Genomic DNA, 25,223 nt, shown 5'->3' on the forward strand with positions numbered 1-25,223 from the left:
GCGGTACGGCGGACAGGAGCGGCAGGTCCATTCTGACACGCGGCATTCCTCGCGTTCCGGGATCGCTTCCGGCATGCGGACCACCACCGCACCGGGCGGGGTCGCCGTCGAACCCCACGGCGATGAGGGCGGCGGCGGCCGTGCGTGTGCCGTCGTCGGTCCAGGTGCCGGTGTTCCCGCATTCCAGGAGCGTCAGAACGTATGCCTCGACGGCGCGGCTGAGCACGGGCGGCGGAAGGCTGGTGTGGAAGACGCCCTGCCGTCGGCCTTCGGTGATGATCGCCGTGGCCATGTCGCGGGCGGGGGCGAGGAGGTCGGCCCGTTCGGCGCCCAGGTCCTGGGGGGCGAGCCGGAGCAGCATGCGGTAGCGGTCGCCGACCGGCCACAGGGTGAGGACGAAGCGCGCCAGGGCGGTGGGGGCGTCGGAGGCCGGGAGCGCGACCGCGGTGAGCGCCGCCCGAAGGGCCTCCACGGCGTCGTCCACGAGCCCTTCGACCAGCGCGGACCGCCCGGCGAAGTGGCCGTAGACGGTACGGCGCGACACCCCGGCGGCCTCGGCGATGTCGCCCAGGCTGCGGTCGGGGTCACGGTCCAGTTCCCGGCGGGCCGCTTCGAGGATGCGGGCCCGTGTGGTGCGCGTCCGGCGGTGCCCGGGGGCCGCCGGGACTCGCGGGTTGGGCACGACGGAACCTCCTTCACCAGGGCCGCTGCTCGGGGGCTGGTCTGCTTGCCCATCAATGAGCACGCAATATTTGCACACAGGTGGGCAATAAACTAGTCTGCACATCCATGGGCAAGTAACTGTCCTCGGTGCCAAGGCCGCAGCCCGCACCGCTCCTGCCGACCTCCGAAGCCGACCGCTTCGCCCCCTAGGAGCTTCCGATGCCGCTCGTCGCGAACACCCCGGTCGAGAAGATGACCGGGCCGTATCCACGGCGCTGGTGGGCACTGATCGTGCTGTGCCTGAGCCTGCTGATCGTGGTCATGGCCAACACATCCCTGATCGTCGCCGCCCCCGACATGACCACCGACCTGCACCTCAGCAGCAGTGACCTGCAATGGGTCGTCGACGGCTACACCGTCCCCTACGCCGCGCTGATGCTGGTGCTCGGCGCGATAGGCGACAAGTACAGCCGCCGCGGCGCCCTCATCACGGGCCTGCTGATCTTCGCGGGCGGTTCGGTGATGGGCAGCCAGGTGGACGAGACCAACCTGGTCATCACCGCCCGGGCGATCATGGGCGTGGGCGCCGCCGTGGTCATGCCGGCCACCCTGTCCCTGCTGGTGGCGATCTTCCCGAGGGGTGAGCGGGCACGGGCCATCACGGCCTGGACCGCGACCTCCGGCCTCGCCATCGCCGTCGGCCCCGTGGTCGCCGGCTGGCTGCTGCGGGACCACGCCTGGGGTTCCACCTTCCTGATCAACGTGCCCATCGCGATCGTCGGCGTCATCGCCGCATTCCTCCTGGTGCCGCCGTCCAAGGCGAAGGACATGGGCCGGATCGACTACATCGGCGGTCTGCTCTCGATCGTCTCCGTCGGCTCGCTCGTCTACGCGATCATCGAGGGCCCGCACTTCGGCTGGGGCGCCGGCCCGGTCACCGCGGCCGTGGTCGCGGGCGTGGGCTTCCTGGCCTTCGCCCTGTGGGAGCTGGGGCACCCCCAGCCCATGCTGGACGTCCGCAAGTTCAAGCTGCGTGCCTTCGGCGGCTCCATGCTCGCGGTGCTGTTCTTCTTCTTCGGCACCTTCGGCTCGATCTACTACGCCACGCAGTTCCTCCAGTTCGTGCTCGGCTACGACGCCCTGGAGACCGGCGTTCGTCTGCTGCCGCTGGCCGGTGGCGTGTTCGTCGGCGCCGCGGTCACCGGGAAGCTGGCCCCGAAGCTCGGGGTGAAGGCCATGGTCGTGCCCGGCATGGTCATCGGCGCCGTGGGCGTGTTCCTGCTCACGCAGATCGGCAAGGGCTCGGACTACACCGACTTCCTGCCGACGCTGCTGCTGCTCGGCTTCGCGATCGGCCTGAGCGTGTCCCCGGCGACCGACACGATCATGGGCTCCTTCCCCGAGGCCGAACTGGGCGTCGGCGGCGGCGCCAACGACACCTCGCTGGAGCTCGGCGGCTCCCTCGGCATCGCCCTCCTGGGCTCGCTGCTCAGCACGTCCTACCAGGGCAAGCTGAGCGACCTGGTGGGCAACCAGCTTCCGCACAACGCCATGGACGCCGCCAAGGAGTCGGTGGGCGGTGGCCTCGCGGTCGCCGAGCAGATCGCGAAGAGCCCGAGCGGCGGCCCCCAGAAGGCCCAGGCGCTGGTGGACGCGGTGCACGAGTCCTTCGCCCACGGTGTCGCGCACACCAGCCTCATCGGCGGCCTCATCATGGCCGCCGGTGCCCTGATCGTCCTGGCCGTCCTGCCCGGCCGCAAGGCCGCCGCGCCCCAGCCCGGCCAGGAGCGGACGGAAGAGGACCTGAAGGAGCCCGCGGAGGTCGGCTGACCCCGGACGGGCCGTGCGTTGAGCGGCACACGGCCCTGGACGGTGCTGGGAGGGGACACCCGGCACCGTCCTTTTTCGTGCCTCCCGCCGGGGCACTCCGCGGCGCGTAGTCCTGGCGCACACCGACCACACCGCGCCGAGGCTCGCGGCGAACTACCCGGCCCGGTCCGGCAGATAGGCGCGGAGCCAGAGATCGAGCTCGGCGAAGATGCGCTCTCGCACCTCGGGTATCGACAGCACCAGATCGTGCACCCCGTCCCGGATGCGCACGGTGGTGACCCGCGGGCCCAGCCGGGGTGCGAGGCGGGCGATGTCGTCGGCGCGCAGTACGCCGTCGGTACGGAGCAGAGCGTCGTCCCACTCGGTGGTGGCGGTGCTGGCGGTCGAGGCCATCACCAGGACCGGACAGTCGATACCCAGTCCGCGGCGCACCCGCCGGTGACCCCGTTGGATCGCCGCCAGCCACCCGGCGTAGAGGGGAAAGCCCTCGGCCGGTTTCAGGCTCAGGTCGAACTCCCAACTGCCCCGGAAGTCACGGTGGAGACTGTGGACGTAGTGCGGGTTGAGCGGAGTCGGGAGCTTGCGGGTGGCCGCCAGCCGTCCGAGGAGGTCGACGACGGGGGCGCCGAGCGTACGGATCAGCGAAGGAGCGGGCAGGGACAGGAACGGGCTGTTGAGGAAGAGCGCGTCGATCGTCCCCTGCCCGGCCCGCCGGTCGGCGTACAGGGCGCTGATCAGGCCGCCCGTTGAGTGGCCGTTGAGCAGCAGGGTGTCGTGTCCGTCGACCTCGCGGATGATGCGGACGGCCTCGTCGAGTTCCTCGTCGTAGGCGTCGAGGTCGTGAATGTAGTTCGGCGAGTGGTGCGGGCGCAGTGAGCGGCCGTACTTGCGCAGGTCCAGTGCGTAGAAGTCGTAGCCGCGCTCGGCGTAGAAGTCGGCCAGATGGGTCTGGAAGAAGTAGTCGACGAAGCCATGCACATAGAGCACCGCCCGGCGGGAGCCTCCAGCCGCGGCGCCAGGATCCGCGCACCGGCGGCGAACGAGCGTGGCGACGACATCGCCCTCGTGGTCGGCCGCGAGCGGCAGGTCGATCGCCTGGTAGGGCTCGCCCAGGATGTCGGTGAGGAAGTCCACGGCGCCGACTGTAACGGCCATGCCCGCACCAACACCGCCGGAACCCCGTGGCCTTGGTCACTACCCGCGCGAGCCCCGATCCCCCGCAGACCGCCGAACAGTCCCGCGACCGCGGCCCTTGTGGCTACTCCTCGCGCTTGGCCCACTCGCTGCTGCCCAGTGGGTAGTCGTAGCCGGGGCGGCCGGTGGCGGCGCTGGTGCGGAACGGGCTTCCGCTGTTGTCGAGGTGCACGGTGCCGTGGCGGTCGCCGCTGGACCAGTCCAGGGCGAGGTCCCAGCGGACGTCATGTGCCTTGGTGTGGGCGGTGACGTAGAAGACCTCCGGGTCGGATTCGCTGACCTTGTACGGGAAGTCGCGCTGGCCGTTCTTGACGGTGGCGGTGGGGCTGCCGTTGTCGAGGTCGACGTCGAACGACTTGGTTTCGACGCCGCCGCCGCAGCCGACGCCCATCGAGTAGTCGTTCCAGGCGAGCGGGGCGCCCTTCGCGACGACGCGTACGTGCAGCGCCTCCAGGACGACGGTGTCCTTCCCGGCGCCCTGCACGGTGAGGGCGACGCGCTGCTCCCCCGAGGAGACCGCGCCGTACGCGGCGGCCCAGCGGGGTGCGTCCGGCTCGGTGGCGGGCGGGCCGACCTGTTCGGGCTCGCTGTCGACGAGGAAGTGCTGGCTGCACGGGCTGTCGTAGACATAGGGGCGGGTGGCGATGTTGACCGGTGCGCCGCCGGGGCGTTCGGCGGCGCCTCCGCCGTTGTGGGCGGTGGGCTCCGACGCCGGGGCGGAGGGTTTGCCGGTCTTCGCGCCCCGGGAGGGGGAAGACGGGGAGGGAGAGGTCGATGCGGACGGCCGCTTGTCGTTGGCCCGGCCTCCGGTCCCGTGGCCGGGGGCGGTGGTCGGTGTGGTGGCCCCCGCCCCCGCGGCCTTCTCGTCACCGCCGTCGTCTCCGGAGGACGGCAGATTCACGGCGAACGCCACGGCTCCCAGCACCGCGGCCACGACGACGGACGCGATGAGCGCGGTGCGGCGCCGCCGCCGGGGCCGTACGGGAGCGGGTGGGACGGTGCCGCCGAGACCCGGTTCGTCCGTTCCACCGGGTTCGCGGAGCTGAGCTCCCTCGGACGGCGACTCCGTTCCTCCCGTCGCGTCGGGCAGCCCAGCACCTGAATCGGCAGGGTGCGTCGCCGCCTTGGGCAGTCCGCCGCCCCCGGCGCCGCGCGCCGAGTCATCAGGCGTGGGCGCGCCCTCGTGCTCCCCGGCCCCGACGCCCGCGCCGCGCGCCGCCCCGTCCGGCGCCTGTTCCTTACGCCCCCGTGCCGCATGCGCCAGAATCCACCGCCGGTGCAGCTCGACCAGTTCCTCGGGGGTCGCCCGGCACACCCGCGCGACCCGCTCGACCGACGCGTAATCGGCCGGCACCACCGTGCCGTTGCAGTAGCGGTGCAGCGTGGACGTGCTCATGTGCAGCCGCTTGGCGAGCGTCCCGTAGCTCAGCCCCGAGCGTTCCTTGAGCCCCCGCAACCGCTCCGCGAACGCCTCCGCGTCCCCGGCGGCCCCCGTCGCTCCCGCGGCCCCTGTCGTCCCTGACACCGTTGCTCCCCTTCCCCTGTGACCCGGCGCGTCCCATTCCCGCGTCCCAGGTCCCTTACGTTCCCCCTGGTCAAAGCCCGTTTCCGCGTTCCAGCGTCTCCGACTGCCCGGCATTCGTGGCCGCTGGGACGGGCCGTCCCACAAGCTCCGGTCATCCAAGCACCACACCCACCGCAGCACCGAAGGGGCTCACCCACATGTCCAGCATCCGTGCCTCCCGCATCCGCCTCCTGACCGCCGCCGCGACCGTCGCGGTCGCCGCCTTCTCCCTGACGGCGTGCAACGACGGAGAGGGCGTCCGCAGTGAGGGCTCTTCGGCGGGCGCCTCCTCGACCGCGTCCGCCTCCGGCTCGTCCTCCCAGGAGGACGCGAAGCCGGGCGCCGACGGTTCGAAGTCGGCCACGGACGTGCCCGCGGCGTCGGGGAACGGCAAGACCGGCACCGGCAAGTCCGGTACGAGTGGCAAGAAGGACGTCACCTGCCAGGGCTCCAACACCAAGACGGTCGCGGCTCCCCTGAACCGCCCCGTGAACCACATGCTGCTCACGGTCACCAACACCGGCAGCAGCACCTGCTACCTCTACGGCTACCCGGCCGTCAGCTTCGGCGAGGCCCAGTCGGTGCCGCCGGTGATCGAGGACTCGAAGCCGCAGGCCGTCGTCACGCTCGCCCCGGGCGAGTCCGGCTACTCCTCCGTGAACCTGTCGGCCGCCGACGGCAGCGGTAAGAACGGCCACACCGAGAAGTCCCTGGCCGTCTACTTCCAGGGCCGCACCGCCGACGAGGACGTCCCCTCGGCCGCCCACCCGCCGCTGCCCGCCAAGGGCGCCTACATCGACGACTCCCTCAAGGTCACGTACTGGCAGCAGTCGATGGACGACGCCATTAGCTGGTAACACCACCGTCAACTGTTGACGGTGCGAAAGAAGTGGTCCGCGTCCTCGGGTTCGCCCAGCCGCCCCACCTCCAGCCAGGAGCCGTCGGTAAAGCGGAGCCGGAACGTGGCGAAGCCGCGTGGCCGGCCCGCCTCGCCCTCGACGCGGACCTGATCGAGGGGAAACTCGGCGAAGGTCCGGAAGTCGTCGGCCTTGGTGGGCGACAGCCGACGGCGAGGGGACGTGGCGACGCAGACGCGATCGCGGGCCAGCATGACCAGGCGCTTGGGGTTGGGTGAATGCCCGTACCAGCGCAGCAGCAGTTGGCCCGCGGTCAGGTTCCAGTCGCCGTCGAAGATGCCGTTGGTGGGGTCCTGCCGGGGATCGCGGGCAGGGTCGCCGCCGGAGGCGGAGCGGCGGGTGTCCGGCGGAGTCCGCGGCTCCCCGGCCCGCGGTCGGCGGTCGCGTCGCGGCCGGGACAGCCGGTCGAGTCGGCCACCCAGCTTGTCGATCAGCATCATCGGGATGACGACGAAGAAGAACACGACGGCCCCGACGTACAGCAGCCAGTGGTGGCCCGGCTTCAGCCGTCCCTTGCCCGCGGCGCGGTGCACCTCTTTGGGCGGTGTGGGAATGGGCTTGTGGATCTCGCACCAGACCAGGGCCTTGGGATCCTCGCCCAGGATCTTCCGGGCCCGCCGGTGCACCGCGCGCTTCGCCATGCCGAAGATCCTAGAGCGGGCCTCCGTCTCACCGGTCGGGGCGGGGAACCGAGCGGTCATCTGGCCACCACCGATGAGTTCACCGAGCGAGCGAGGTCTACACATGGACAGAGCAGGCCACAGACATGATCAGGGAGCGGACCATGAGCCCCGACGCACTACCGTCCGTCGTCGACGCCGACACCTGGCGGCGTCAGCTCGAAGCGCTGCGGGTACGGGAGAAGGCCGCGACCCGGGAGCTCGACGCGATCGCCGCCGAGCGCCGCCGTCTGCCGATGGTCGAGATGCCCGATTACACCCTCGAGGGCGAGGACGGCCCCGTTCGGCTGGCGGACCTTTTCGACGGCAAGAGGCAGCTCATCGTCTACAACCACATGTGGTTCGCCGGCGAGGAGTGGCAGTGCCCGGGCTGCACGGGGTTCACCTCGCAGTACACCCGGCTGGATTTCCTGGACAACTACGATGCCCGGTTCGTCATCGTCACCCAGGGCCCGATCGACGAGGCACTCGCCTACAAGCGGCGGGTCGGGAACAGGATGACCTGGTACTCCACGGCGAACAGCCCGTTCGGTGCCGACGTCGGCGCACCGCCCGGCGGAGGATTCGCGGTCAATGTGTTCCTGCGCGACGGCGACACCGTCTACCGCACCTGGCACACCAACGGCCGTGGCACCGAGCAGCTCAGCCACTCCTTCGCGCTGATCGATCTGCTGCCGTACGGGCGGCAGGAGGAGTGGCAGGACTCCCCCGACGGCTGGCCACAGGCGCCCACCTACAGCCGCTGGGCCGGGTCCCAGGACATCGCCGCGCTCTACGGCCCGGAGGCATGAGGGCCCGCCTCCGGGCGGACCCGCGCGCCCGTCTCCGGGCGGACCCGCGCGCTGCGAGCGCGACCTCGAGCGGCGGATAGCCGCCCGCGGCCGCCCTCTTCGCATCCGGACGGCTCGTCCACGAGATCTGACCCCGCCCGTCATGACGTGAACGCGTCGACTGCCCGGCGAAGACGCGGGGCCGCAGACCCGTCGCCACGACGATCGCGTCCGCCCGCAGCACTCGGCCCGAAGCGATGTGGACGGTGCGTGCGTCCGCGTCGAGGCTGACGGCCGGATCGTCGGGCACGAACTCGGCGTCCAGCGCGGAAGAGTTCGGCGGTTCGGTGCAGGAAGGCCAGGTCCGGTTCCCAGGTGCCGGAGAGGATCTGCTTGGACAGCGGTGGCCGGTCGTAGGGCGGATGCGGTTCGGCGCCCAGGACGGTCAGGCCGCCCTGGAATCCCTTGCGCCGCAGGGCCTCCGCGGTGGAGAGCCCGGCCGCGGAGGCTCCGACCACCAGAACATCGGCGGGAGCGCTCATGCGCCCTCGCCCACCTGGATCGCACCGGCGGGGCATACGGCGGCGCATTCACGCACCGCGGCGTGGAGGTTCCCGGCGGGGGCCGCGTCGAGCAGGATCACGACGCCGTCGTCCTCGCGCTGGTCGAACACCTCCGGGGCGATCAGCACCGCAGGTGCCCGCGGCACAGCGCGTGTCTTCGTCCACGGTGACCTTCATCGCTGATGCTCCTTCGTCGATTCATCGGATGAAGACGCGGCCGTGAGTGCGCGCCGCATCACCCTTCGAAGTAAGTAAACCCGACGATTTAAAGAAGTCAAGCGAGTGATTTAATCCTGCGGACCCCGGCCGCCGGTCACGGCACCGGCGTGACCGGCGCACGCCACAGCGCGACGATCGCGTCGATGAGGCCGGTGGCGGCCTCATGCCAGGTCGCACGGGAGGTAGGAGCGTTGTCGGCGAGCGCGCGCTCCCTCTCCACGGACATCTGCGTGATCAAGTGACGCGTCATGGCCGAGCGTTCGGCGTACACCTCGGCGGGCAGATCCGGCAAGCAGCGATTCAGACCCTCCTGCAACACCCGCATCGATGGAGCGGTGACGGAGAATTCCTCGGTCACGATCGCGTAGAGCGCGGGGTCGGCCGTGACCTGGGCGATGAACCGCGCATACCAACTCGGGTGACCCAGAGCCTCCAGATGCTCGGTGGTCGGACGGACCGCACAGGCCACCCAGTCCCGCAGATCGGCGGAATCGCCGATTTCGGCCACCAGCCGCGCCCGGATCCCCTCGATCCGCTCGGCATGCCTGCGCACCAGCGCGCGCACCAGGTCGACCTTGGTGCCGAAGTGGTAACTGACCGCGGCGTTGTTGCCCTGCCCGGCGGCCTCACTGATCTGGCGGTTGGCCACCGCGTACACCCCACGCTCGGCGAACAGCCGCTCCGCCGCGCCCAGCAACGCCTCCCGCGTCGCGGCGACCCGCTCGTCCTGCCTCATTCTGTCTGCCATCGTCACCGCCCCACCGGGACCTCACACGCTCCGCGACGGCTGGCCCCAGATGCCGCCGCAGGTCCTCGCCCGAACCGACGAGGTCAAACACCGGAAGCCTACGCAACGGCACGTCGCACCGACTTCGAGACGGGCATGCCCGGCCCGGTGCTTCCCGCAGAGGGCTCCCCAGAGAAGTAGTCGGCGCCGCAACCGGCCGCCACCAGGCTTGCCTCGACGGCGAATGGTCGCCGGACGAGCTCATCCAGGACGACCAGGCCCTCGTACTCCACCTACGGGGCAAGGGGCTGGTGATCCTGACCGGATGCGGACACGCGGGTATCGTCAACCTCGTCCGGCACGCCCAGAAGGTGACAGGGATCCAGCGGCTGTACGGGGTACTGGGCGGCCTGCACCTGCGGTCCGGGCCGATCGTCGACCGGACGATCGACGAATCGGCCGCCGAGGCGCCCCAAGTGGTGGTCCCCGCACACTGCACAAGCTGGGCGGCCCAGCAGGCCCTGGCGACCCGGCTGCCCGACGCCTTCCTGCCGAACTCGGTCGGCAGCACCTTCCTGCTAGGCGCAGGGATATGACCACGCCCAGTCGGCCTGAGACCAGATAGACCCCCTGCGCGCATGGCGGGGGGCACCAGCGCTCTCTCGAGACATAACGCCATTCGCTCACGACGGAGAAGGCCACCATGGCACGCGATTCCGACGAAAGACTCACCGCCGCAGACCTGAGCATGCCCGAGGCCACAGGGAGCCGAAGGATGGACTGGGCGGCGCTGCCGCGCGAGGTGACGGCCCGGATCGAGCAGCGGCTCGGCAGCCCGGTGGCCCAGGCGAGCAGTCAGCCGGGTGGGTTTTCCCAGGGCCTCGCCGCACGCGTGCGCCTGGGGAACGGCGAGCGTGCGTTCATCAAGGCAGCAAACTCACTGACGGCACCGGCGGAGGCGGACTTTCACCGCCGTGAGATCGCGGTGTCCGAGCGGCTTCCCAGGGAGGTACCGGCGCCACGGTTGCTCGACGCCTACGACGACGGCACCTGGGTTGTGCTGGCCTTCCAAGAGATCCCGGGACATCTGCCCGCTCAACCCTGGCAACGGGAGGAACTCCACAGAGCGCTCGCGGCAGTCACCGAGATGGCGGAGGTCCTGACGCCATCGCCCGTGGATCAGGCAATCTTGGCCAAGCCGCGCCTTGGAGGGTGGTCGGCGATGGCGGGCGATGCCGCGATCAGAGGGAAGGTCGAAGAGCTATCGCCGTGGGCAGCCCACCATGTCGACCAACTCGCCGCCCTGGAAGAGAACGCTTCGCTTGATGGCGCCACTCTCCTGCACGGAGACCTGTACCCGTTCAACATCATGCTGACCGCGGACCGTGTCTTCGTCGTCGACTGGCCGCATGCCTGGATCGGCCCCCGCCACTGTGACGCGGTCACACTGATGTCGAGCGCGTCCCTCAGCGGCGTGGACCCGCGGCCGATCGCCGAGAACCACCCACTGACCCGCGACCTCGACCCCGCCCGGATCAACGAAGTGCTCGCCCTGCACGCCGGATTCCTCCTGCGGACCGCTGCCGCGGCCGGCCCTGACGCCGATCCCCATATCGTGGCCATGATGACCGCGTTGGGCCTCGCCTCCCTGCGCTGGCTGCGAAAGCGGCTCTGAAACCCCCGCCCCGGGTCGGGGCGAGGATGTCAGGTCAGGCAACTCTGTATCGCGCGGACGTAGTTCTCGGACCGGTCGGAACCGATGATGCCCGGTGCCATCTTGTTCATCATGTAGCTGATGGTGGTGCGGGTGTCGAGGTCCATGACGATCAGCGAGCCGCCCCATCCTCCCCAGTAACAGGCCCGCCCTTGCGGCACGTAGGGCACGGACTCGCTCTCGGGAAGCGCGAACCCGATACCCCATCGCAGGGGGATGCCGAGGACGAGATCGGTTCCATGGCTCTGTTCGTCGAAGATCACCCCGATGGTGTCGGGCGACAGCAGCCGAACGCCGTCGACGGTGCCGCCCAGCGCGAGGGCCTTGAGGATGCGCGCCACGGACCGTGCGTTCCCGTGGCCGTTGAGCGCGGGGAGGTCGGCGCGGCGCCAGGCCGGTGTGTTCGCGGATGCGGGATCGGCCGGCGGCCCGACGAGGGTCTTGAACCTGGGGCCCTCGCGGTCCAGAGCCGCCATGTCGAACGAGAGTGGGGGCGGTGGGGTGATCGGCGCGATCCGGCTCCAGTCCGCCTCGCTCGCCCCGATCTGGAAGTCGGCGCCGAGTGGTCCGGCGATCTCGTCGGCGACGAATGCCTTCATGGACTTGCCGGTCACCCGGCGCACCAGTTCGCCGACGAGATGGCCCTGGTTCTGCGCGTGGTATCCCGACGCGGTTCCCGGTTCCCACCAGGGCGCCTGGGCGGCGAGCCGCCGGGTGGCGAAGTCCCAGTCGTAGGTGTCCTCGGTACTGAACGGAGTCTCCCAGCCGGAGACGCCGGAGGTGTGACTGAGGAGGTGGCGAACCTCGATGTGCTCCTTGCCGTTGGCGGCGAAGTCCGGCCAATACTTCGCGACCGGGGCGTACGGATCGAGCTGTCCCCGGTCGACCAGCATCAGCGCCGCGAGGTTGTCAACCGAGACCATCGCAGTCCGGCACCCGTGCCAACCCGCTCGGTGTGGCCGGTCAGGGCAGGATCTCGACGTACCCGTCGGTTCCGTGCACACGGATCCGCTGCCCGTCCCGGATCAGCCGGGTGGCCCGCTCGACGCCCACGACGGCCGGCAAGCCGTACTCCCGGGCGATCACCGCGCCATGGGTCATCAGGCCGCCCACCTCCGTGACCAGGCCCGCGATTGCGACGAACAGCGGTGACCAACTGGGGTCCGTGAAGGCCGTGACCAGGATGTCGCCCGCTGCGAGATCGGCCTCCGCCATGTCGAGGATGACGCGGGCCCGTCCCTCGATGGTCCCGGCGGAAACCGGCAGCCCGATCAGGGCACCGGCCGGCGCGTCGTCGCGCCGGTACGCCCCGGTGACGGCCTCACCGTCCGAGGTGAGCACCCGGGGCGGGGTGAGCGCGTGGTACGACCGGAACGCCTCCTTGCGTTGCTGGATGAGCCGGCCGTCCACCTGGTGCGAGCGCACGACATCGTGGAGTTCGTGGAAGGTGAGGTAGAAGATGTCCTCCTGGTCAGGGAGCACGCCTGCCCGCACAAGGCGCTCGGCCTCGGCCAGCAGGGCCCGCTTGTAGACGAAGTAGCGGCTGATGATGCCGTACTTCGGGTACTCCCGGTACCCGATGAAGGTTCTGACCCGGTCGATCATCCGCTTGGTCTCGTCGGCCTTCCGGTCCCCGTCCGGCAGGGCCCGCAAGCGGGCCAGCACGTCCTGTCGCTTCTTCTCCGCCTTCTGCCGCCCTTGCTCGAAGCGCCGCTCGGCGGCGCCCGGCTCGAAGTTCCTCACGTTGTCGAGGATCACGGGCACCAGTGTGGTGGGGCGCTCGCGCCACCGTGGCCGCGTGATGTCGATCTCGCCGACGCACCGCATCCCGTACCGGTCGAGGTAGGACTCGATGGCGTCGCGCGCTTCGGCCCCGCCCGCGAGCTTCGCCAACTCGTCCAGGAAGGCTGCGTCCTCGGCGAACTCGATGTCCTCGACGCCCCGCAGGAACGCCACCACCTCCGGATGCGGGCGGATCACATCCGCCACGTCGAGCAGTGCCAGTCCCATCTCCGACGTGACGTTGTCGGGGGCGGACAGCGTGAGCGTGTCAGCCGCGTTCTTCTCGCCCAGCCACTCCCGCAGCTTGTCGTTGAGCCACCAGGTGGCCTCCATCCCCGCCATGATCGCCTGCATGCTCAGCGGGTCGGTGAGGACGCGCTTGTGCTCCTCGAAGGTCTCCAGCAGGAAGTCGAACAGCGCGGGTCCGGACCTCGTCCGGATGTCGCGCTCCAGGGCGGCGATGGACGTCCGGCTGCGCTCGATCAGCTCGGTGACGATGGCCGGATCGGTCTCGATCGGTGCGGACGCGCCGCGGGGCGGGGGCCCGCCGGGAGCCGCGTCCGGCAGCGACGGGACGAAATCGTCGCGGTCGAGGACGGTCTCCAGCGCGTCCCTGATCAGCGGATCGCCTCTGCCTACGACGTCCAGGAGGGCGGCGCGGCTCGCGGGCGAGGCCAGCCGCCGGGTGGCGTCGACGAACAGCCGCCCACCGGCCTCGTGCATCGGCGCCATCGCCGTGAGCTGCCATACGGAGATCCCCAGGGGCCTCATGGGGTCGGTCATCATCTGCTGATGGCCCACCGAGAGGTAGACATGATTCTCCTGGTCGCCGGCCTCGGGGATGGGGAACAGGGTCGTGATCGGCCGGCTCTGCACGATCTGGAAGCCATCGTCGACCAGACACCATTCGATGTCCTGCGGGCAGCCGAAGTGCGCCTCGATCCGCCGCCCCAGCTCCACGAGCCGTACGGCCTGCGCGTCCGTCAGCGCCGGCTGCTCCTGCCGCTCCGCGTCGATCGCCATTTCCCGCGTACCGCCTGCGGGCAGGGCGTGCACGGCACGCTGTTTGGCGGCGATCGTCCTGGCGACGACCTCGCCGTCGCGCACCGTGAAGACGTCCGGGTTCACCAGGCCGGAGACCAGGGCCTCGCCGAGCCCGAAGCCGGCGTCCACGGTGGCGACCTTCCGGTTGCCCGTGACGGGGTCGGCCGTGAACAGGATGCCGGACGCATGCGGGAAGACCATCTGCTGTACGACCACGGCCATGTGGACCGTACGGTGGTCGATGCCGTTCCGTCGGCGGTAGGTCACGGCCCGCTCGGTGAACAGCGAGGCCCAGCACCGGCTGATGTGCTGGAGGATCGCCGTCGGCCCTACGACGTTCAGGTACGTGTCCTGCTGGCCGGCGAAGGAGGCCGTCGGCAGGTCCTCCGCCGTCGCGCTGGATCGTACGGCGCAGGCGGCCTGCCCGCCGAGCCGGGCGAGCGCGCCGCTGATCGCCGCCGCGAGATCGCCCGGGATGGCGATCGCTTCGATGGTCCGGCGCATCCGCGCGCTGAGCGTGCGGATCGCCTCCCGGTCGTCCGGGTTCACGCGCGACAACTGATCGAGGTGATCGTCGATCGACGGCGCCTCCGCCATGATCCGCCGGAAGGCGTCCGTCGTCACGCAAAAGCCATCCGGCACCCGGATGCCCTCGATCCGCGACAGCCCGCCCAGGTGCGCGCCCTTGCCGCCGACGACCGCGACCTGCGTCTCGGCAACCTCTTGAAGATCCAGCACATACCGCTCACTCATCGCGAGACCTCCGAGACCTCCGAGGCGGCCGAGGCGGCCGTGCTCCATCGCACCGCGGCCCGGTCCCACCCCTGGTTCGACGTCATCGCGTCCCCCATACGTCGACAACAACACACGTACGTCGTGCCCCCATTTCCGCAGGTTGTGGCATCGGCCGACGATTCTGCGCCGTGACCGGGGGCTTGCGGCAAGCCCCCCGGCGCGCTATAGGTTGAAAGTGGCGAGGAGAGACAGTTGTCCTCGCCTTTGCTTTTGCCTTCGCGCCCAAGGTTCCCGGGCAGGGGTCCTTCAAGGTTCCCGGGCAAGGGTCCTCTCGGCCTCCGCGCAGCGCCTACCCCGCACATAGCCGCCGAGTGACCTCGATCACAACTCCCCGTGTCAGCGCCGTGTGTGGCCCGTGTGAGCGGCCCGCGTCAGTCTTTCCGTGCCTGAAGACCACAGGCTTCGGAAGGGGAGTTCTGTCGTGCATGACGTAGTGATCGTGGGCGCCGGTCCGGTCGGTCTGTTCCTCGCCTGCGAGCTTGGCCTCGCGGGCTGCTCGGTGCTGGTGCTCGAACGGGAGGCGGAGCCCCGCTCCCCGTGGCGGGCGGACCCGCTCGGGATGCGGGGCCTGTCCGCCGCGTCGGTCGAGGCGTTCTACCGCCGCGGGATGCTGTACCCGCTGCTGACGGCCTCGGGCGTCCATGACGATCCCGGCGCGAACGCCGACGCGGACGAGCCGTCACCCCCGCGCAGCGCGGGCCACTTCGCCGGGATGATGCTCGATCCGGCCAAGGTCGACGTCGCCGCCCTGCCGTTCCGGCTTCCCAGCCCGGCGCTGGAGGGCGTGATGACACACCTCGAAGCGGTCGAGGCGGTGCTGTCCGAGCGGGCGGCCAAGCTCGGTGTGGACATCAGGCGCGGCGTCACGGTCTCGGCCATCGCCCAGGACGAGGAGAGCGTGGTCGCGCGAGCGGGCGAGCACGAGTACCCGGCGCGCTGGCTGGTCGGCTGCGATGGCGGACGCAGTGCGGTGCGCGGGCTCGCGGGCTTCGCGTTCGTCGGCACCGAACCGCAGCTCACCGGCTACACCCTGCACGCCACCATCGCCGACCCCGAGAAGCTGCGCCCCGGGTTCAACCTGACACCGACCGGCATGTACATCCAGATGCCCACGGAGGGGCATATCGGCATGATGGACTTCGACGGCGGCGCGTTCGACCGCTCGCAGCCGCCGACGCGCGACCATCTCCAGACGGTCCTGCGCCGAGTGTCCGGCACCGATGTGACACTGAGCGCCATCCATCTCGCCTCGACCTTCACCGACCGGGCGATGCAGACGACGACCTACCGGGCGGGACGCGTCCTGCTCGCGGGCGACGCCGCCCATATCCACTCCCCCCTCGGCGGGCAGGGGCTCAACACCGGCCTCGGCGACGCGATGAACCTGGGATGGAAGCTCGCGGCGACCGTGCGCGGGCACGCGCCGGACGGGCTGCTCGACACCTACACCCGCGAGCGTCATCGCATCGGCGCGGCGGTGCTCGACTGGTCGCGCGCCCAGGTGGCGGCCATGCGGCCGGACCCGCATGGCCAGGCGATCCAAGCGGTGGTCCGCGACCTGCTCGGGACCCGTGACGGAACGACCTATGTGTTCCAGAAGGTGTCGGGATCGTCGATCCGCTACGACCTCGGCGGCGAGCATCCACTGGTCGGCCGCAACGCCCCGGACCTTCGCCTCGAGGACGGCACGCGCCTCGGCGATCTGATGCGGGACGGACAAGGCATCGTGCTCGATTTCAGCGTCGACCGGAGCCTGCGCGGTTCGGCGATGGGCTTTGAGAACCGGCTGCGGTACGCGGCCGGGCCGGCGAGAGACGACCTCGGGGCAGGCGCCGTGCTCGTCCGGCCGGACGGCGTCGTGGTCTGGGCAGGTGAGCGCCACCCCGACCGTGAGGCGTTCGAGCGGGCCGCGGTCCAATGGTTCGGCGGCCCGGCGGCTTGATGCGGCTGCCCCGTCCCCGCCTCGCCGTGCCGTCGAACGTGGGCGTGCGCGGGTCACTGGGAGACGGTGGCGGCGGGCGGGTCACTGGGAGACGGTGGCGGCGGGCGGGGTCCACCGGTGGGTGCGGGGCACCGAGCCGGGGACGCCGTAATCCTTCTTGAGCTGCTCGGGGATGGCGTAGTGCATCACGCGTCCGCGGGTGAGGGAGGACAGTTCGAGGATGGTGGTGAGATGGCCGAGGCGGTCCAGCGCCCAGGCCCCGAGCGGGGAGCGGTCCTCGATGGTCTCCAGTACGCCGAGGAGGTGGGGCACGGCCTTGACGACCGTGTCCCACGGGGTGCGCGGCACCTGGAGCCAGTCGGCGCAGGTGTCCCCGACGAGGTGGCGGATGAGTGCGGAGACGATCGGGTCGAAGAAGGTCCCGGGCACGACCTCCTCGTAGAGGTCGATGAGCTGCCTGGTCAGGTGCGCGCCCTCCTCGGACGGCCCCATGTACCGGACCATGTACAGGTCGAGGAACCGGCGGGCGTCGTCGAGGGTCGCGGGGACGGCGTCCTGGTCGACGCCGAGCATGGCACCGACCACGCGCCAGGCGTAGTAGTACGCCTCCGCTCCGTCCGTCGACATGTGGATGCCGAGGCGGTGCAGGCTGTCCAGGACCAGCAGGGAGAAGAACATCTGCCCGCCGATCATGTCCTCCTGGCAGATCGGCGTCCCGAGCGCCTCGGTGTCCCAGCGGTTCTCCCGCTTCAGATGGTGGCGGATGGAGGCGTGCAGCAGGCGGACCTTCTGGGCGGCCGGGATGAAGCGGCTGCCGGCCTCGAAGGCGCCGGGCTGCATCAGATAGACGGTGAACTGGCCGGTCTCCGCCATCCGTTTGGCGGGGTACTTCAGCCCGTGGGTGGCCGACAGCAGCTTCGCCACCCGCGGGACGACGTAGCACGCGGGCATGGAGGCGAAGGACAGCGCGGTGGAGATGTGCACATTGTTGTCGATGAAGAACAGCCGGGCCTTCTCCATCTCCCCCCAGTCCACCCAGGAGGGCGGGGCGCTGGTGGCCCGGAGGTACTCCCGGGCGACATCGGGCAGCCCGTCCGGCAAGGGAGCGCCGACGGTGGAGACATAGCGCATCAGGGTGTTGAACGTGCCCACCTCCCCGCGCTCGAAGAGGGCGGCCACGGTGGCGTCGGCGAGTTCGTCACCGGCCTGCCGCAGGGCGTCCAGCGATGCCTCGGTGTAGGTCATGACAGGACTCCTTGTCATTCACGGGTCGTCCACGACGGGCGGGGGCGGCGGCCGAGAGGGCACGTAACTCCCGCCTGTACGAGGGGGGTCAGGACAGGCGGACCGCCGCCGAACGCGCCAGCGCGGTCAGGGCAGCGACGGCGTGCGGGGGTGTGTCCAGCTCGTGCAGAGCGTCGAGGGCCTCCTCGACCCGCGCGGAGATCATCGCCTCTATACGGTCCGGGGCCTTCAGCCGGGACATCACCTCGCGGACCGCGTCCAGGCCGTCCGCGTCCAGATCGCGGCGGCCGAGGAGGGCACGCAACCGCTCCCGCTCGCCGTCACCGGCGATGCGCCAGGTCTCCGCCAGCAGGGCCGTGGGCCGGTGGCCGCGTACATCGTCGGCGTTGGCCTTGCCGGTGCGTTCCGGGTCTCCGAACAGGCCGAGCAGGTCGTCCCGGAGCTGGAACGCCTCGCCCAGCGGCAGCCCGTACGCGGAGTAGCCCTCGCGCAGCCGCTCACCGGCCCCGGCCAGGGCTCCGCCGATCAGCAGGGGCTGCTCGACGGTGTACTTGGCGGTCTTGTAGCGGATCACCTTCAGCGATGCCGTGGTGTCCGGATCGGCCCCGGTACGCAGGATCTCCAGGCACTCCCCCGCGATCAGCTCCCGGGCCAGCAGCGACCACAGCGGGCGGGCCCGTGCCAGGTACGCGGCGGGCAGACCGCTGCTGGCGAACATCTGCCCGGCCAGCGACATCAGCAGATTCCCCACCAGCATCGCCAGCGACCTGGCGGCGGCGACGGAACGCGGGCGACGGCGGACGGCGGCGCGCAGGGCGATATGCGCCGTGGGCCGGCCATGCCGCAGCGGACTGTCGTCGATGAGATCGTCATGCACCACCGCGGCGGCATGCACCAGCTCCATCGAGGCCGCCGCCCGCACAAGCGCATCGCTGTCCGGCTGCCCCACCGCGCGCCAGCCCCAGTAGCAGAACGCCGCCCGCAGCCGCTTGCCGTCCGCGACCGCCGCCTCCAACTGCCCGGCCACCGGGCCAAGGGCCGGGTCGATCGCCGACAGTTGCTCGGCCTCCTGGGCGACGAAGCGGTGCAGCACCTCGTCGACGCGGGTCTTGAACGCGGCCGGTCCCCATCGGTCGGACCCCCACTGGTCGGCCCCCCTCCGGTCGGACCCCCACCGGTCAGACATCGCCGGTGGCCCGCCGAGCCAGCGCGTGCCGGGCGAGAATCTCCAGATGGGCCGGGGGGACGGCCGCGGTGCGCCGGTCCAGCACCAGGCGCCCGCGGGCCAGTAGATCGTGCTCGGCCTCCGCCGCCAGCTCCGCGCCGTCCGAGCGGCGCAGCAACCCCCGCGCCGTCCCCAGCACCGACCCCAGCGTGGTCACCGCCAGATCGGCCAGCCCGGCCGCCAGCAGCACCGCCCGCTCGTCCAGTCCCCCATGTCGTCCCGCGTCTTGCGCCATCCCATCCCCCACCCTCGGCTACGTCCGGGCGGCGCTGGTCATACGCCGTGCTGGCCAGCGTGGCATCGCACCGGGCATATGAAGGGAACAACTCACGATCGAGTGATGTCACCGCTCATGCGTACGGATTGTCGCGGGGTCGGCCGCAGGCGGCCGACCCCGGTGGGCGGGGACCGTCAGGGGGCGATCCCCACACCGCCGATCCGGCTCCACGCCCGCTCCTGCGTCGCGGTCATGGCGGGCCAGCCGAGCCCGCCCGGCCGGGGACGGACCCGCGAGGCGTAGGGCGAGGGGTGGAAGGCGGAGTCGTAGAAGCAACCGCTGCCGTAGATGTCGTCGAAGGCGCCGCAGGATGCCGCGATCGAGGACGGGGTCGGCTTACGGCCGGTGCGCACCCAAGTGTCCAGCGCCGAGATGGAGTTGGCGTACTCGGAGTCGCTCAGCGCACTGTGCTCGGTCTCCTTCGTGAACGTCTGGACGAGGTTTCCGCCCCGGCCGGCACCGCGGAGAGTGGCGCGGTAGGCCGCCTCGTGCTCCACGAAGGCCGTCGGGTCGTCGATCGCGTGCAGGGTGAGGACCGGAAGGGAAACCTTGCCGGTGAGATCGCTGTCGTAGGAGAGGTCACGGCGGGCGCTGGGATCGGCCGAGAACCGTTCGACCCCGGCGTTGAGCGCCTTGTCGTCATGTGAACCCGAGTACCGCACACCCCGGTTGCCGAACGGGTTACGGCCGCCGAGCCGGTTCCACACGATGTCCCGGAAGGTGAAGGTCGAGAACTGGAGATGCGATTCGAGTGAGCGCTCCGGGACGCGGGTGACGGCGAGGATGTCGTCGAGGTTGCGCTGTTGCGCCGCGGTCCGGTCCGCGGGGTCGGACGCGTAGCCGGTGCACTCCTGGAGGCGGGCGCGGAGCCCGGCGTTCGTCAGGGTGGAGTCCGGGCGCAGCCCCTGCCACAGGGGGTATCGCGGCTCGGTCGGCCGGGGGTGGTTGTGGCAGTAGTACTGGTAGACCACCCGCAGGTCGACGCGGTAGTCGTAGCCGCGCGAGCCGCCGCCGAGGACACCGCTGGTCAGCAGCGCCCCGTCGTAGGCGCCGGGCTGTGCGCCGTAGGTTTCCGCCACCTTCGCGGCGACGTCGCCGCCCCAGGACTGGCCGTGGACATAGGTCCGCTTCGGCTTGCCGAACCGTGCGAGGAACAGACGGCGTACATTCTCGGTGTCGGCGGCGGCCATCCGGGTCCCGTAGCCACCGCGGCGGTAGGAGGAGCCGGCCCAGGCATATCCCTGGTCGACCATCACCGCCCAGCGCTCCAGGTCATCGGTGCTGCGGGACGGGTCGGAGGAGTCGCCGAGGCCGGGTCCGCCGTGTGCGTGCACGACGAGGGATCCGTTCCAGTGCGTGGGCACCGCGATCGCGTAGTACGCCCCGTTGCTGTCCTGGCCGGTGTAGCACTTCGCCTTCCCGGCCAGCTTGGCCGGGCAGGTGGCGGCCGCGGGCCGGGGGGTCTGGGCGTGGCCGGTGGGTGCGTTGCCGAGTGCGCCGAGGGACACGGCCGCGAGCACGGCCGCCAGTACCGCTGGACGGCGTCGGCGGTGTGAAGCCCACCAGGAGACATGCGTGGGCGTGTCGGATGTGTGCAAGGAGTGGCTCCTATCGTGCTCCGCGCGAAGCTGCGCTGCGCACGGGGATGCTAGGAACCGCCGGGGGTGAGCGCCATCCCGTCGATCATTGCGTTCATATTGTTCGCCGGGACCCGCCGGGACCCGCCGGGAGCCGCCGGGAGCCGCCGGGAACCGCCGGGAACCGCCAGGAACCGCCGGAAACCGCCGGGAGCGCCCAACGGCGGCGGCGGGGAGGTCAGGAGGAGGCGCGGACCACCAGGCGTGGCTCGATCACCGTCTCGCCCGTTCCGGCACCGGTCATCTGCGCCGCGACCTGCCGCACCGCGGCCCGGCCGAGGAGTTCCTTGTCGACCGTCAGGGTGGTCAGCGGTGGGTCCACGAGCCGGCTCAGCGTCAGTCCGTCGCAGCCGACGAACGCGCAGTCCTCCGGCACCCGCACCCCGCGGTCGCGGGCGCGGCGCATGGCACCGATGGCGATCAGGTCGTTGTACCCGAGCACAGCCGTCGCGCCGAAGCCGGTGTCCAGTACGTCCTCCATGGCCGCCGCGCCGCCGTCGAGGGAGTTGGCCGCCGGGAACACCCAGCTCTCGTCGGCGGGCAGCCCCAGTTCGGCGGCGGTCCCGAGGAACAGCGAGTGCCGGGTGCCACGGTCGCCCGCGTCGGGGCGCCCGCGGTCGTCGAGCATCGCGATCCGGCGGTGGCCGCGCTCGACGAGGTGGCCGACCACCTGGCGCATTCCGCTGGCGAAGTCGATCCGCCCGCCGCTCACCGCCGGTGGCCGGTGCTCGTTGTCCAGCAGGACGAAGGGCATCCCGGAGCGCCGGATGAGCTCGATGGCGCCGGGGTCCAGCAGAAAGGCGATACACGCGTCCACGTGGTTCACCACGGTCTCCGCCACCGCGGTCTCGCGTTCCAGGGCGGATCCGGTGCTGTAGACGGCGACCTGCCAGCCGCGCTCGTCGGCCGCCGCCAGCACACCGGAGACCACCTCGGGAAAGAAGGGGTTGAGTACGTCCGCGATGACCAGCCCCAGCGTGGTGAGCCCCGGGCCGACCATGCCACGGGCGAACCGGCTGGGCCGGTACCCCATGGACTGGGCCACCAGCAGCACCCGCTGCCGGGTGGCGGGGTCGATCTCCGGTTTGTCGTTGACCGCGCGGGACACGGTCTGCCGGGACACCCCGGCCGAGCGCGCCACGTCGTCGATGGTGATACGGCGCGACCTGTCGTTCGCGGGCATGGTCCCCACCCCTCTCCGCCACCCGCGGACGTGGCACTCGGGCGCGCTCATGGATGCGGTCCCCGATCCACTCCCGCCTTGATAGTCACCGCGGCGACGACGGGCGTCAACGGATCGCCACCGCATAACACCCCACCGCCGCACGCGTATTGACACGGCGGCCGGGTGGGCCGGACAGTGCTCCGTGAGCGCTCACGGGAACGTTCACGGAGGACAGGATATGCCCACGCCGAGGATCCCGCTCCGCCCCTTCCACATCTCTTCAGCCCGGCCCGACCGGCCCGGCCGCACCACACGTGCCAGCCGCACCACACGTGCCATCCGAGCCACCCGCGCCCGGTGGCGCGCCGTGTGCGCGGCGGTCGTACTCGCCCTGGCCATCGGCCTGCTCGCCGCCCCCGCCAAGGCCGAGGTCCACCACCCCCGGCAGGAGTGGCTGCGGCAGTCCACCGCCGGGCTCTTCCTGCACTGGGGCATGTTCACCCACCCCCAGCACCGCGACTGCGCCGAGTGGGAGCGCGATGTCACCAAGGGCGGCTGGAGCGCCGACTACTGGGTGGACGAGGCGCGCAAGCTCGGCGCCTCGTACATCGTGCTGGCCACCTTCCACAGCAGGCTGGGCTACGCCCGCCCGTGGCCGTCGAAGGTTCCCGGTAGCTGTGCCACCGAGCGCGATCTGCTCGGCGAGCTGGTGGCCGCCGGCAAGGCCAAGGGCGTGCATATCGTCCTCTATATGACCGACGATCCGCAGTGGCACAACGCGGATGGCGTCGAGACGCTGGATTCGGCCGCCTACTCGGCGTACAAGGGCGAACAGGTCGACCTGACCACGCGCCAGGGCTTCGGCAGGTACAGCTACGACCTGTTCCTCGAGGCCATGGAGAAGTACCCGGATCTGTCGGGGTTCTGGATCGACAACGACAACGAGTACTGGGAGGAGCACGGCCTCTACGAGAAGATCCGTGAGCGCCGCCCGGACTGGCTGCTGAGCAACAACAACGAAGACACGCCGATCATGGACACGGTCAGCAATGAGCAGAAGACCGGCATGACCCCGGCGTACGACTACCCGGCCGCCGTGACCGTCCCCATGCCCCGGCTGACCGAGGCCGACTACAAGCTGCCGACCACCGGTGACTGGTGGTACGACGGCGGTGACCACGAGGTCGACGCCCGGCTCGGCACCGGCCGTTACATCACCAACGCGGGCTCCTCCATCAAGTCGCTCATGGCCGAGACGCCCATGGTGAACGGCGAACTCCCGCCCCAGCAGGAGAAGTTCAACGACTTCATGGGCAAGTGGGTCGAGCCCATCAAGGAGTCGGTGTACGGCGTCGAGGGCGGCGGCTATATGTACGGCGGGATGCGACCCGGGTTCTGGAACGACGGCGCCCATGGCGTGGTCACCGTGGGCCGGGGCGAGAGCGGCGACCGCACCCAGTACGTCCACGTGGTCACCCCGCCCCGCAGCGACATGGTGCGGCTGGGCGACAACGGCTACACGGTGCGCCGGGTCACCAATCTCCGCACCGGCGAGAGGATGCGCTTCAGCCAGTCCGGCGGCCATCTGTCCATCCTCGGCATCCATGACTGGGATCCGTACGACACCGTTTTCAAGGTCGAGACCGACGGCCGACGGCCCTTCTATCCGCAGTCCGGTGTCGGCGCCACCGCCACCTCCGCGCGGACCGGCCACCCGGCGGCCGACCTCGCCGACGGCGACTACGAGACCTACTGGGACAGCGACGGCGAGCTGCCCGTCTCCGTCACCCTCGACCTCGGCGCGCGCAAGCACGCCACGGCGCTGGCGGTGAACCAGCGCGAGTGGTCGCCGACGCACGCCCGGTCGTCCTTCGGGCGCCCCGAGGACTCCGCGCGCATCAAGGACTACCGCGTCTACGCCAGCGGCGACGGCAAGCGCTGGACGCAGGTGCGCTCCGGCACCCTGCCCAGCGCCCGCGGGGTGCGGAACATCGACATCGGTGGCAGCGACGCCCGCTATCTGAAGCTGGAGGTGCGCAGCCTGTGGGGCGGCCCACAGGCGCCGGAGTTCTACGAGCAACTGCGCATCGACGAGATCCAGGTGGCCTACGGCCGCTCGAAGACCACCCGTACCCAGTTGCCGCTGGAGGCCGAGGCCCGGCAGAACGCGTCGTCGGGCGCGGTCCACTCGGTGGCATGCGGGGCCTGCTCGGGCGGCCGGCGGGTGGACGGCCTCGGTGGCGGGGCGCGCAACTCCGTGACGTACCGCGATCTCCGCGCCCCCGAAAGCGGCGACTACCGGCTCCAGTTGGACCACACGGCCAAGGCCGCCTCCTCGCTGTCGGTGAGCGTCAACGGCGCGGCACCGGTCGAGGTTCCCGTCGTCGCGGGCAGCCCCGAGGTGCCGGAGAGCACGGCGGTGTCCGTGCCGCTCAAGGCGGGCGGCAACACGGTGAAGGTCTTCAGCACCGCGCGCCGCGGCCCGGGGCTGGACCGGATCGCGGTCGCCCCGCTGCCCCCGGCCTCGTACACCCCCAGGACCACGCTCACCGTGCGGCCCCACGGTCTCCAGTGGGTGGGTCCCGGGCAGCGGTCCCTCACCGTCACGGCGGCTCTCCGGCTCGACGCCGACGAGCAGCTCGACGGCGTCAGCCTCGCCCCCCGGCTGCCGGCCGGCTGGACCGCGGACGGCGGCCCGGTCACGGCCCGCTCGCTGCGGCTCGGCCAGACGGTGCGGGGCACCTGGACGATCACCTCCCCGCCCGGCCAGGACGCCGGTTCGGCCGATATCCCCGTCACGGCGGACTTCGGTGTGCTCGGCCGGCAGAAGTCGGTCTCGGACCAGGTCAAGGTGCGGCCACTGCCCGCCGACCGGATCTGGGCACGTGAGGCGGAGGACTCGGCCAACCAGTTCGGCAGCACGGGCCTCACCAACTGCGGACCCTGCTCCGGCGGCGAAAAGGTGCGCAACATCGGCGGCAGCGAGCAGGCGGCCATGGTCTTCCCCGATGTCGTCGTCCCCGACGGCGGGCAGCACACGCTGCACCTCGACTACACGGTCAACGGCACCCGCTCGTTCCAGGTGAGCGTCAACGGCGGCCCGGCCACCAAGGTGACCGTGACCGACACCGGGAACACCACCCCGCGCACGACCTCCATCCCGGTCACCCTCACATCCGGCGCCAACACCATCAAGATCTCCAACGACACCGAGTCCGCCCCCGACCTCGACCGGCTCTCCATCGGCCGGACCACCTGAGGAGCCAGGCG

General features: G+C 70.9%; 18 protein-coding genes and 3 pseudogenes. 7 read left to right on the forward strand and 14 right to left on the reverse strand.

Annotated elements, in window-relative coordinates; translation table 11 throughout:
* Nucleotides 1-502 precede the first annotated feature (502 nt).
* Nucleotides 503-787, reverse strand: a pseudogene (locus tag ACK1X7_RS08750) (helix-turn-helix domain-containing protein); the annotation flags it as partial.
* Nucleotides 788-882: 95 nt separating this feature from the next.
* Between ACK1X7_RS08750 and ACK1X7_RS08755 the strand changes: the two are divergent.
* Nucleotides 883-2,493 carry an MFS transporter gene (locus ACK1X7_RS08755; protein WP_385144292.1) on the forward strand — a complete coding sequence of 537 codons (1,611 nt, stop codon included), beginning with the start codon at nt 883-885 and terminating at the stop codon, nt 2,491-2,493.
* A gap of 153 nt (nt 2,494-2,646) precedes the next feature.
* On the opposite strand, the gene ACK1X7_RS08760 is transcribed toward ACK1X7_RS08755, so the two are convergent.
* Nucleotides 2,647-3,648, reverse strand: a complete 1,002-nt coding sequence (locus tag ACK1X7_RS08760) for an alpha/beta hydrolase (RefSeq protein WP_361502877.1) — start codon at nt 3,646-3,648, stop codon at nt 2,647-2,649.
* Nucleotides 3,649-3,751: 103 nt separating this feature from the next.
* Nucleotides 3,752-5,212, reverse strand: a complete 1,461-nt coding sequence (locus tag ACK1X7_RS08765; RefSeq protein WP_413114899.1) for a helix-turn-helix domain-containing protein — start codon at nt 5,210-5,212, stop codon at nt 3,752-3,754.
* Nucleotides 5,213-5,409: 197 nt separating this feature from the next.
* Between ACK1X7_RS08765 and ACK1X7_RS08770 the strand changes: the two genes are divergently transcribed.
* Nucleotides 5,410-6,108, forward strand: a complete 699-nt coding sequence (locus tag ACK1X7_RS08770; protein ID WP_398161099.1) for a DUF4232 domain-containing protein — start codon at nt 5,410-5,412, stop codon at nt 6,106-6,108.
* Nucleotides 6,109-6,116: 8 nt separating this feature from the next.
* On the opposite strand, the gene ACK1X7_RS08775 is transcribed toward ACK1X7_RS08770, so the two are convergent.
* Nucleotides 6,117-6,809 carry a hypothetical protein gene (locus tag ACK1X7_RS08775; protein ID WP_413114900.1) on the reverse strand — a complete coding sequence of 231 codons (693 nt, stop codon included), beginning with the start codon at nt 6,807-6,809 and terminating at the stop codon, nt 6,117-6,119.
* Between the two features lie 143 nt (nt 6,810-6,952).
* On the opposite strand from ACK1X7_RS08775, the gene ACK1X7_RS08780 reads away from it, so the two are divergent.
* The gene (locus tag ACK1X7_RS08780; protein WP_385144300.1) at nt 6,953-7,639 is read left to right on the forward strand and encodes a DUF899 domain-containing protein; all 687 of its coding nucleotides are present in this window, start codon (nt 6,953-6,955) and stop codon (nt 7,637-7,639) included.
* A 160-nt stretch (nt 7,640-7,799) separates the two neighbouring features.
* Here ACK1X7_RS08780 and ACK1X7_RS08785 read toward each other — a convergent pair.
* The 3 genes and pseudogenes from ACK1X7_RS08785 to ACK1X7_RS08795 all read right to left on the reverse strand — a co-directional run.
* Nucleotides 7,800-8,160 (reverse strand): annotated as a pseudogene (locus ACK1X7_RS08785) (FAD-dependent oxidoreductase); the annotation flags it as partial.
* Nucleotides 8,157-8,358, reverse strand: a pseudogene (locus ACK1X7_RS08790) (ferredoxin). The pseudogenes ACK1X7_RS08790 and ACK1X7_RS08785, both read right to left, overlap by 4 nt.
* Nucleotides 8,359-8,494: 136 nt before the next feature.
* Nucleotides 8,495-9,148 carry a TetR/AcrR family transcriptional regulator gene (locus ACK1X7_RS08795; RefSeq protein WP_413114901.1) on the reverse strand — a complete coding sequence of 218 codons (654 nt, stop codon included), beginning with the start codon at nt 9,146-9,148 and terminating at the stop codon, nt 8,495-8,497.
* Between the two features lie 290 nt (nt 9,149-9,438).
* Between ACK1X7_RS08795 and ACK1X7_RS08800 the strand changes: the two genes are divergently transcribed.
* Together ACK1X7_RS08800 and ACK1X7_RS08805 are read left to right on the forward strand one after the other, a co-directional pair.
* Nucleotides 9,439-9,723 carry a hypothetical protein gene (locus tag ACK1X7_RS08800; RefSeq protein ID WP_413114902.1) on the forward strand — a complete coding sequence of 95 codons (285 nt, stop codon included), beginning with the start codon at nt 9,439-9,441 and terminating at the stop codon, nt 9,721-9,723.
* A gap of 107 nt (nt 9,724-9,830) precedes the next feature.
* Nucleotides 9,831-10,802: an aminoglycoside phosphotransferase family protein gene (locus tag ACK1X7_RS08805; protein WP_413114903.1), complete on the forward strand. Its 972-nt coding sequence runs from the start codon at nt 9,831-9,833 to the stop codon at nt 10,800-10,802.
* 29 nt (nt 10,803-10,831) lie between these two features.
* Here ACK1X7_RS08805 and ACK1X7_RS08810 read toward each other — a convergent pair whose 3' ends face one another.
* Nucleotides 10,832-11,764 carry a serine hydrolase domain-containing protein gene (locus ACK1X7_RS08810; RefSeq protein ID WP_413114904.1) on the reverse strand — a complete coding sequence of 311 codons (933 nt, stop codon included), beginning with the start codon at nt 11,762-11,764 and terminating at the stop codon, nt 10,832-10,834.
* 40 nt (nt 11,765-11,804) lie between these two features.
* Complete coding sequence (gene rph, locus ACK1X7_RS08815; protein WP_413114905.1) at nt 11,805-14,420, reverse strand: rifamycin-inactivating phosphotransferase; 2,616 nt, start codon at nt 14,418-14,420, stop codon at nt 11,805-11,807.
* 463 nt (nt 14,421-14,883) lie between these two features.
* On the opposite strand from rph, the gene ACK1X7_RS08820 reads away from it, so the two are divergent.
* Complete coding sequence (locus ACK1X7_RS08820) at nt 14,884-16,404, forward strand: FAD-dependent oxidoreductase (RefSeq protein ID WP_413114906.1); 1,521 nt, start codon at nt 14,884-14,886, stop codon at nt 16,402-16,404.
* An 81-nt stretch (nt 16,405-16,485) separates the two neighbouring features.
* Here the strand turns inward: ACK1X7_RS08820 and ACK1X7_RS08825 are convergent, their stop codons facing one another.
* The 5 genes from ACK1X7_RS08825 to ACK1X7_RS08845 form a co-directional block, all read right to left on the reverse strand.
* A complete protein-coding gene (locus tag ACK1X7_RS08825; RefSeq protein ID WP_385144322.1) occupies nt 16,486-17,649 on the reverse strand; it encodes an oxygenase MpaB family protein in 1,164 nt (387 codons plus the stop codon).
* An 88-nt stretch (nt 17,650-17,737) separates the two neighbouring features.
* Complete coding sequence (locus ACK1X7_RS08830; RefSeq protein WP_413114907.1) at nt 17,738-18,835, reverse strand: polyprenyl synthetase family protein; 1,098 nt, start codon at nt 18,833-18,835, stop codon at nt 17,738-17,740.
* A complete protein-coding gene (locus ACK1X7_RS08835; protein WP_385144326.1) occupies nt 18,828-19,109 on the reverse strand; it encodes a polyprenyl synthetase in 282 nt (93 codons plus the stop codon). The genes ACK1X7_RS08830 and ACK1X7_RS08835 overlap by 8 nt, the downstream gene beginning before the upstream one ends.
* A 176-nt stretch (nt 19,110-19,285) precedes the next feature.
* Nucleotides 19,286-20,749, reverse strand: coding sequence for an alpha/beta hydrolase family protein (locus ACK1X7_RS08840; protein WP_413114908.1), 1,464 nt, complete (start codon nt 20,747-20,749; stop codon nt 19,286-19,288).
* A 217-nt stretch (nt 20,750-20,966) separates the two neighbouring features.
* Nucleotides 20,967-21,971, reverse strand: coding sequence for a LacI family DNA-binding transcriptional regulator (locus tag ACK1X7_RS08845; RefSeq protein ID WP_385144330.1), 1,005 nt, complete (start codon nt 21,969-21,971; stop codon nt 20,967-20,969).
* 220 nt (nt 21,972-22,191) lie between these two features.
* Here ACK1X7_RS08845 and ACK1X7_RS08850 point away from each other — a divergent pair, with 220 nt between their 5' ends.
* Nucleotides 22,192-25,212: an alpha-L-fucosidase gene (locus ACK1X7_RS08850; protein WP_413114909.1), complete on the forward strand. Its 3,021-nt coding sequence runs from the start codon at nt 22,192-22,194 to the stop codon at nt 25,210-25,212.
* Nucleotides 25,213-25,223: the final 11 nt, after the last annotated feature.

Source organism: Streptomyces sp. CY-1 (genome assembly GCF_047218265.1).
In the GTDB taxonomy this organism is placed as follows: Bacteria; Actinomycetota; Actinomycetes; order Streptomycetales; family Streptomycetaceae; genus Streptomyces; species Streptomyces niphimycinicus.

What these genes read in the sequence shown, in the direction of transcription:
- ACK1X7_RS08755 (WP_385144292.1), top strand. Translation starts at nt 883, where the DNA reads ATGCCGCTCGTCGCGAACACCCCGGTCGAGAAGATGACCGGGCCGTAT.
- ACK1X7_RS08760 (WP_361502877.1), bottom strand. Translation starts at nt 3,648, where the DNA reads ATGGCCGTTACAGTCGGCGCCGTGGACTTCCTCACCGACATCCTGGGC.
- ACK1X7_RS08770 (WP_398161099.1), top strand. Translation starts at nt 5,410, where the DNA reads ATGTCCAGCATCCGTGCCTCCCGCATCCGCCTCCTGACCGCCGCCGCG.
- ACK1X7_RS08775 (WP_413114900.1), bottom strand. Translation starts at nt 6,809, where the DNA reads ATGGCGAAGCGCGCGGTGCACCGGCGGGCCCGGAAGATCCTGGGCGAG.
- ACK1X7_RS08780 (WP_385144300.1), top strand. Translation starts at nt 6,953, where the DNA reads ATGAGCCCCGACGCACTACCGTCCGTCGTCGACGCCGACACCTGGCGG.
- ACK1X7_RS08795 (WP_413114901.1), bottom strand. Translation starts at nt 9,148, where the DNA reads ATGGCAGACAGAATGAGGCAGGACGAGCGGGTCGCCGCGACGCGGGAG.
- ACK1X7_RS08805 (WP_413114903.1), top strand. Translation starts at nt 9,831, where the DNA reads ATGGCACGCGATTCCGACGAAAGACTCACCGCCGCAGACCTGAGCATG.
- ACK1X7_RS08810 (WP_413114904.1), bottom strand. Translation starts at nt 11,764, where the DNA reads ATGGTCTCGGTTGACAACCTCGCGGCGCTGATGCTGGTCGACCGGGGA.
- rph (WP_413114905.1), bottom strand. Translation starts at nt 14,420, where the DNA reads ATGAGTGAGCGGTATGTGCTGGATCTTCAAGAGGTTGCCGAGACGCAG.
- ACK1X7_RS08825 (WP_385144322.1), bottom strand. Translation starts at nt 17,649, where the DNA reads ATGACCTACACCGAGGCATCGCTGGACGCCCTGCGGCAGGCCGGTGAC.
- ACK1X7_RS08830 (WP_413114907.1), bottom strand. Translation starts at nt 18,835, where the DNA reads ATGTCTGACCGGTGGGGGTCCGACCGGAGGGGGGCCGACCAGTGGGGG.
- ACK1X7_RS08835 (WP_385144326.1), bottom strand. Translation starts at nt 19,109, where the DNA reads ATGGCGCAAGACGCGGGACGACATGGGGGACTGGACGAGCGGGCGGTG.
- ACK1X7_RS08845 (WP_385144330.1), bottom strand. Translation starts at nt 21,971, where the DNA reads ATGCCCGCGAACGACAGGTCGCGCCGTATCACCATCGACGACGTGGCG.
- ACK1X7_RS08850 (WP_413114909.1), top strand. Translation starts at nt 22,192, where the DNA reads ATGCCCACGCCGAGGATCCCGCTCCGCCCCTTCCACATCTCTTCAGCC.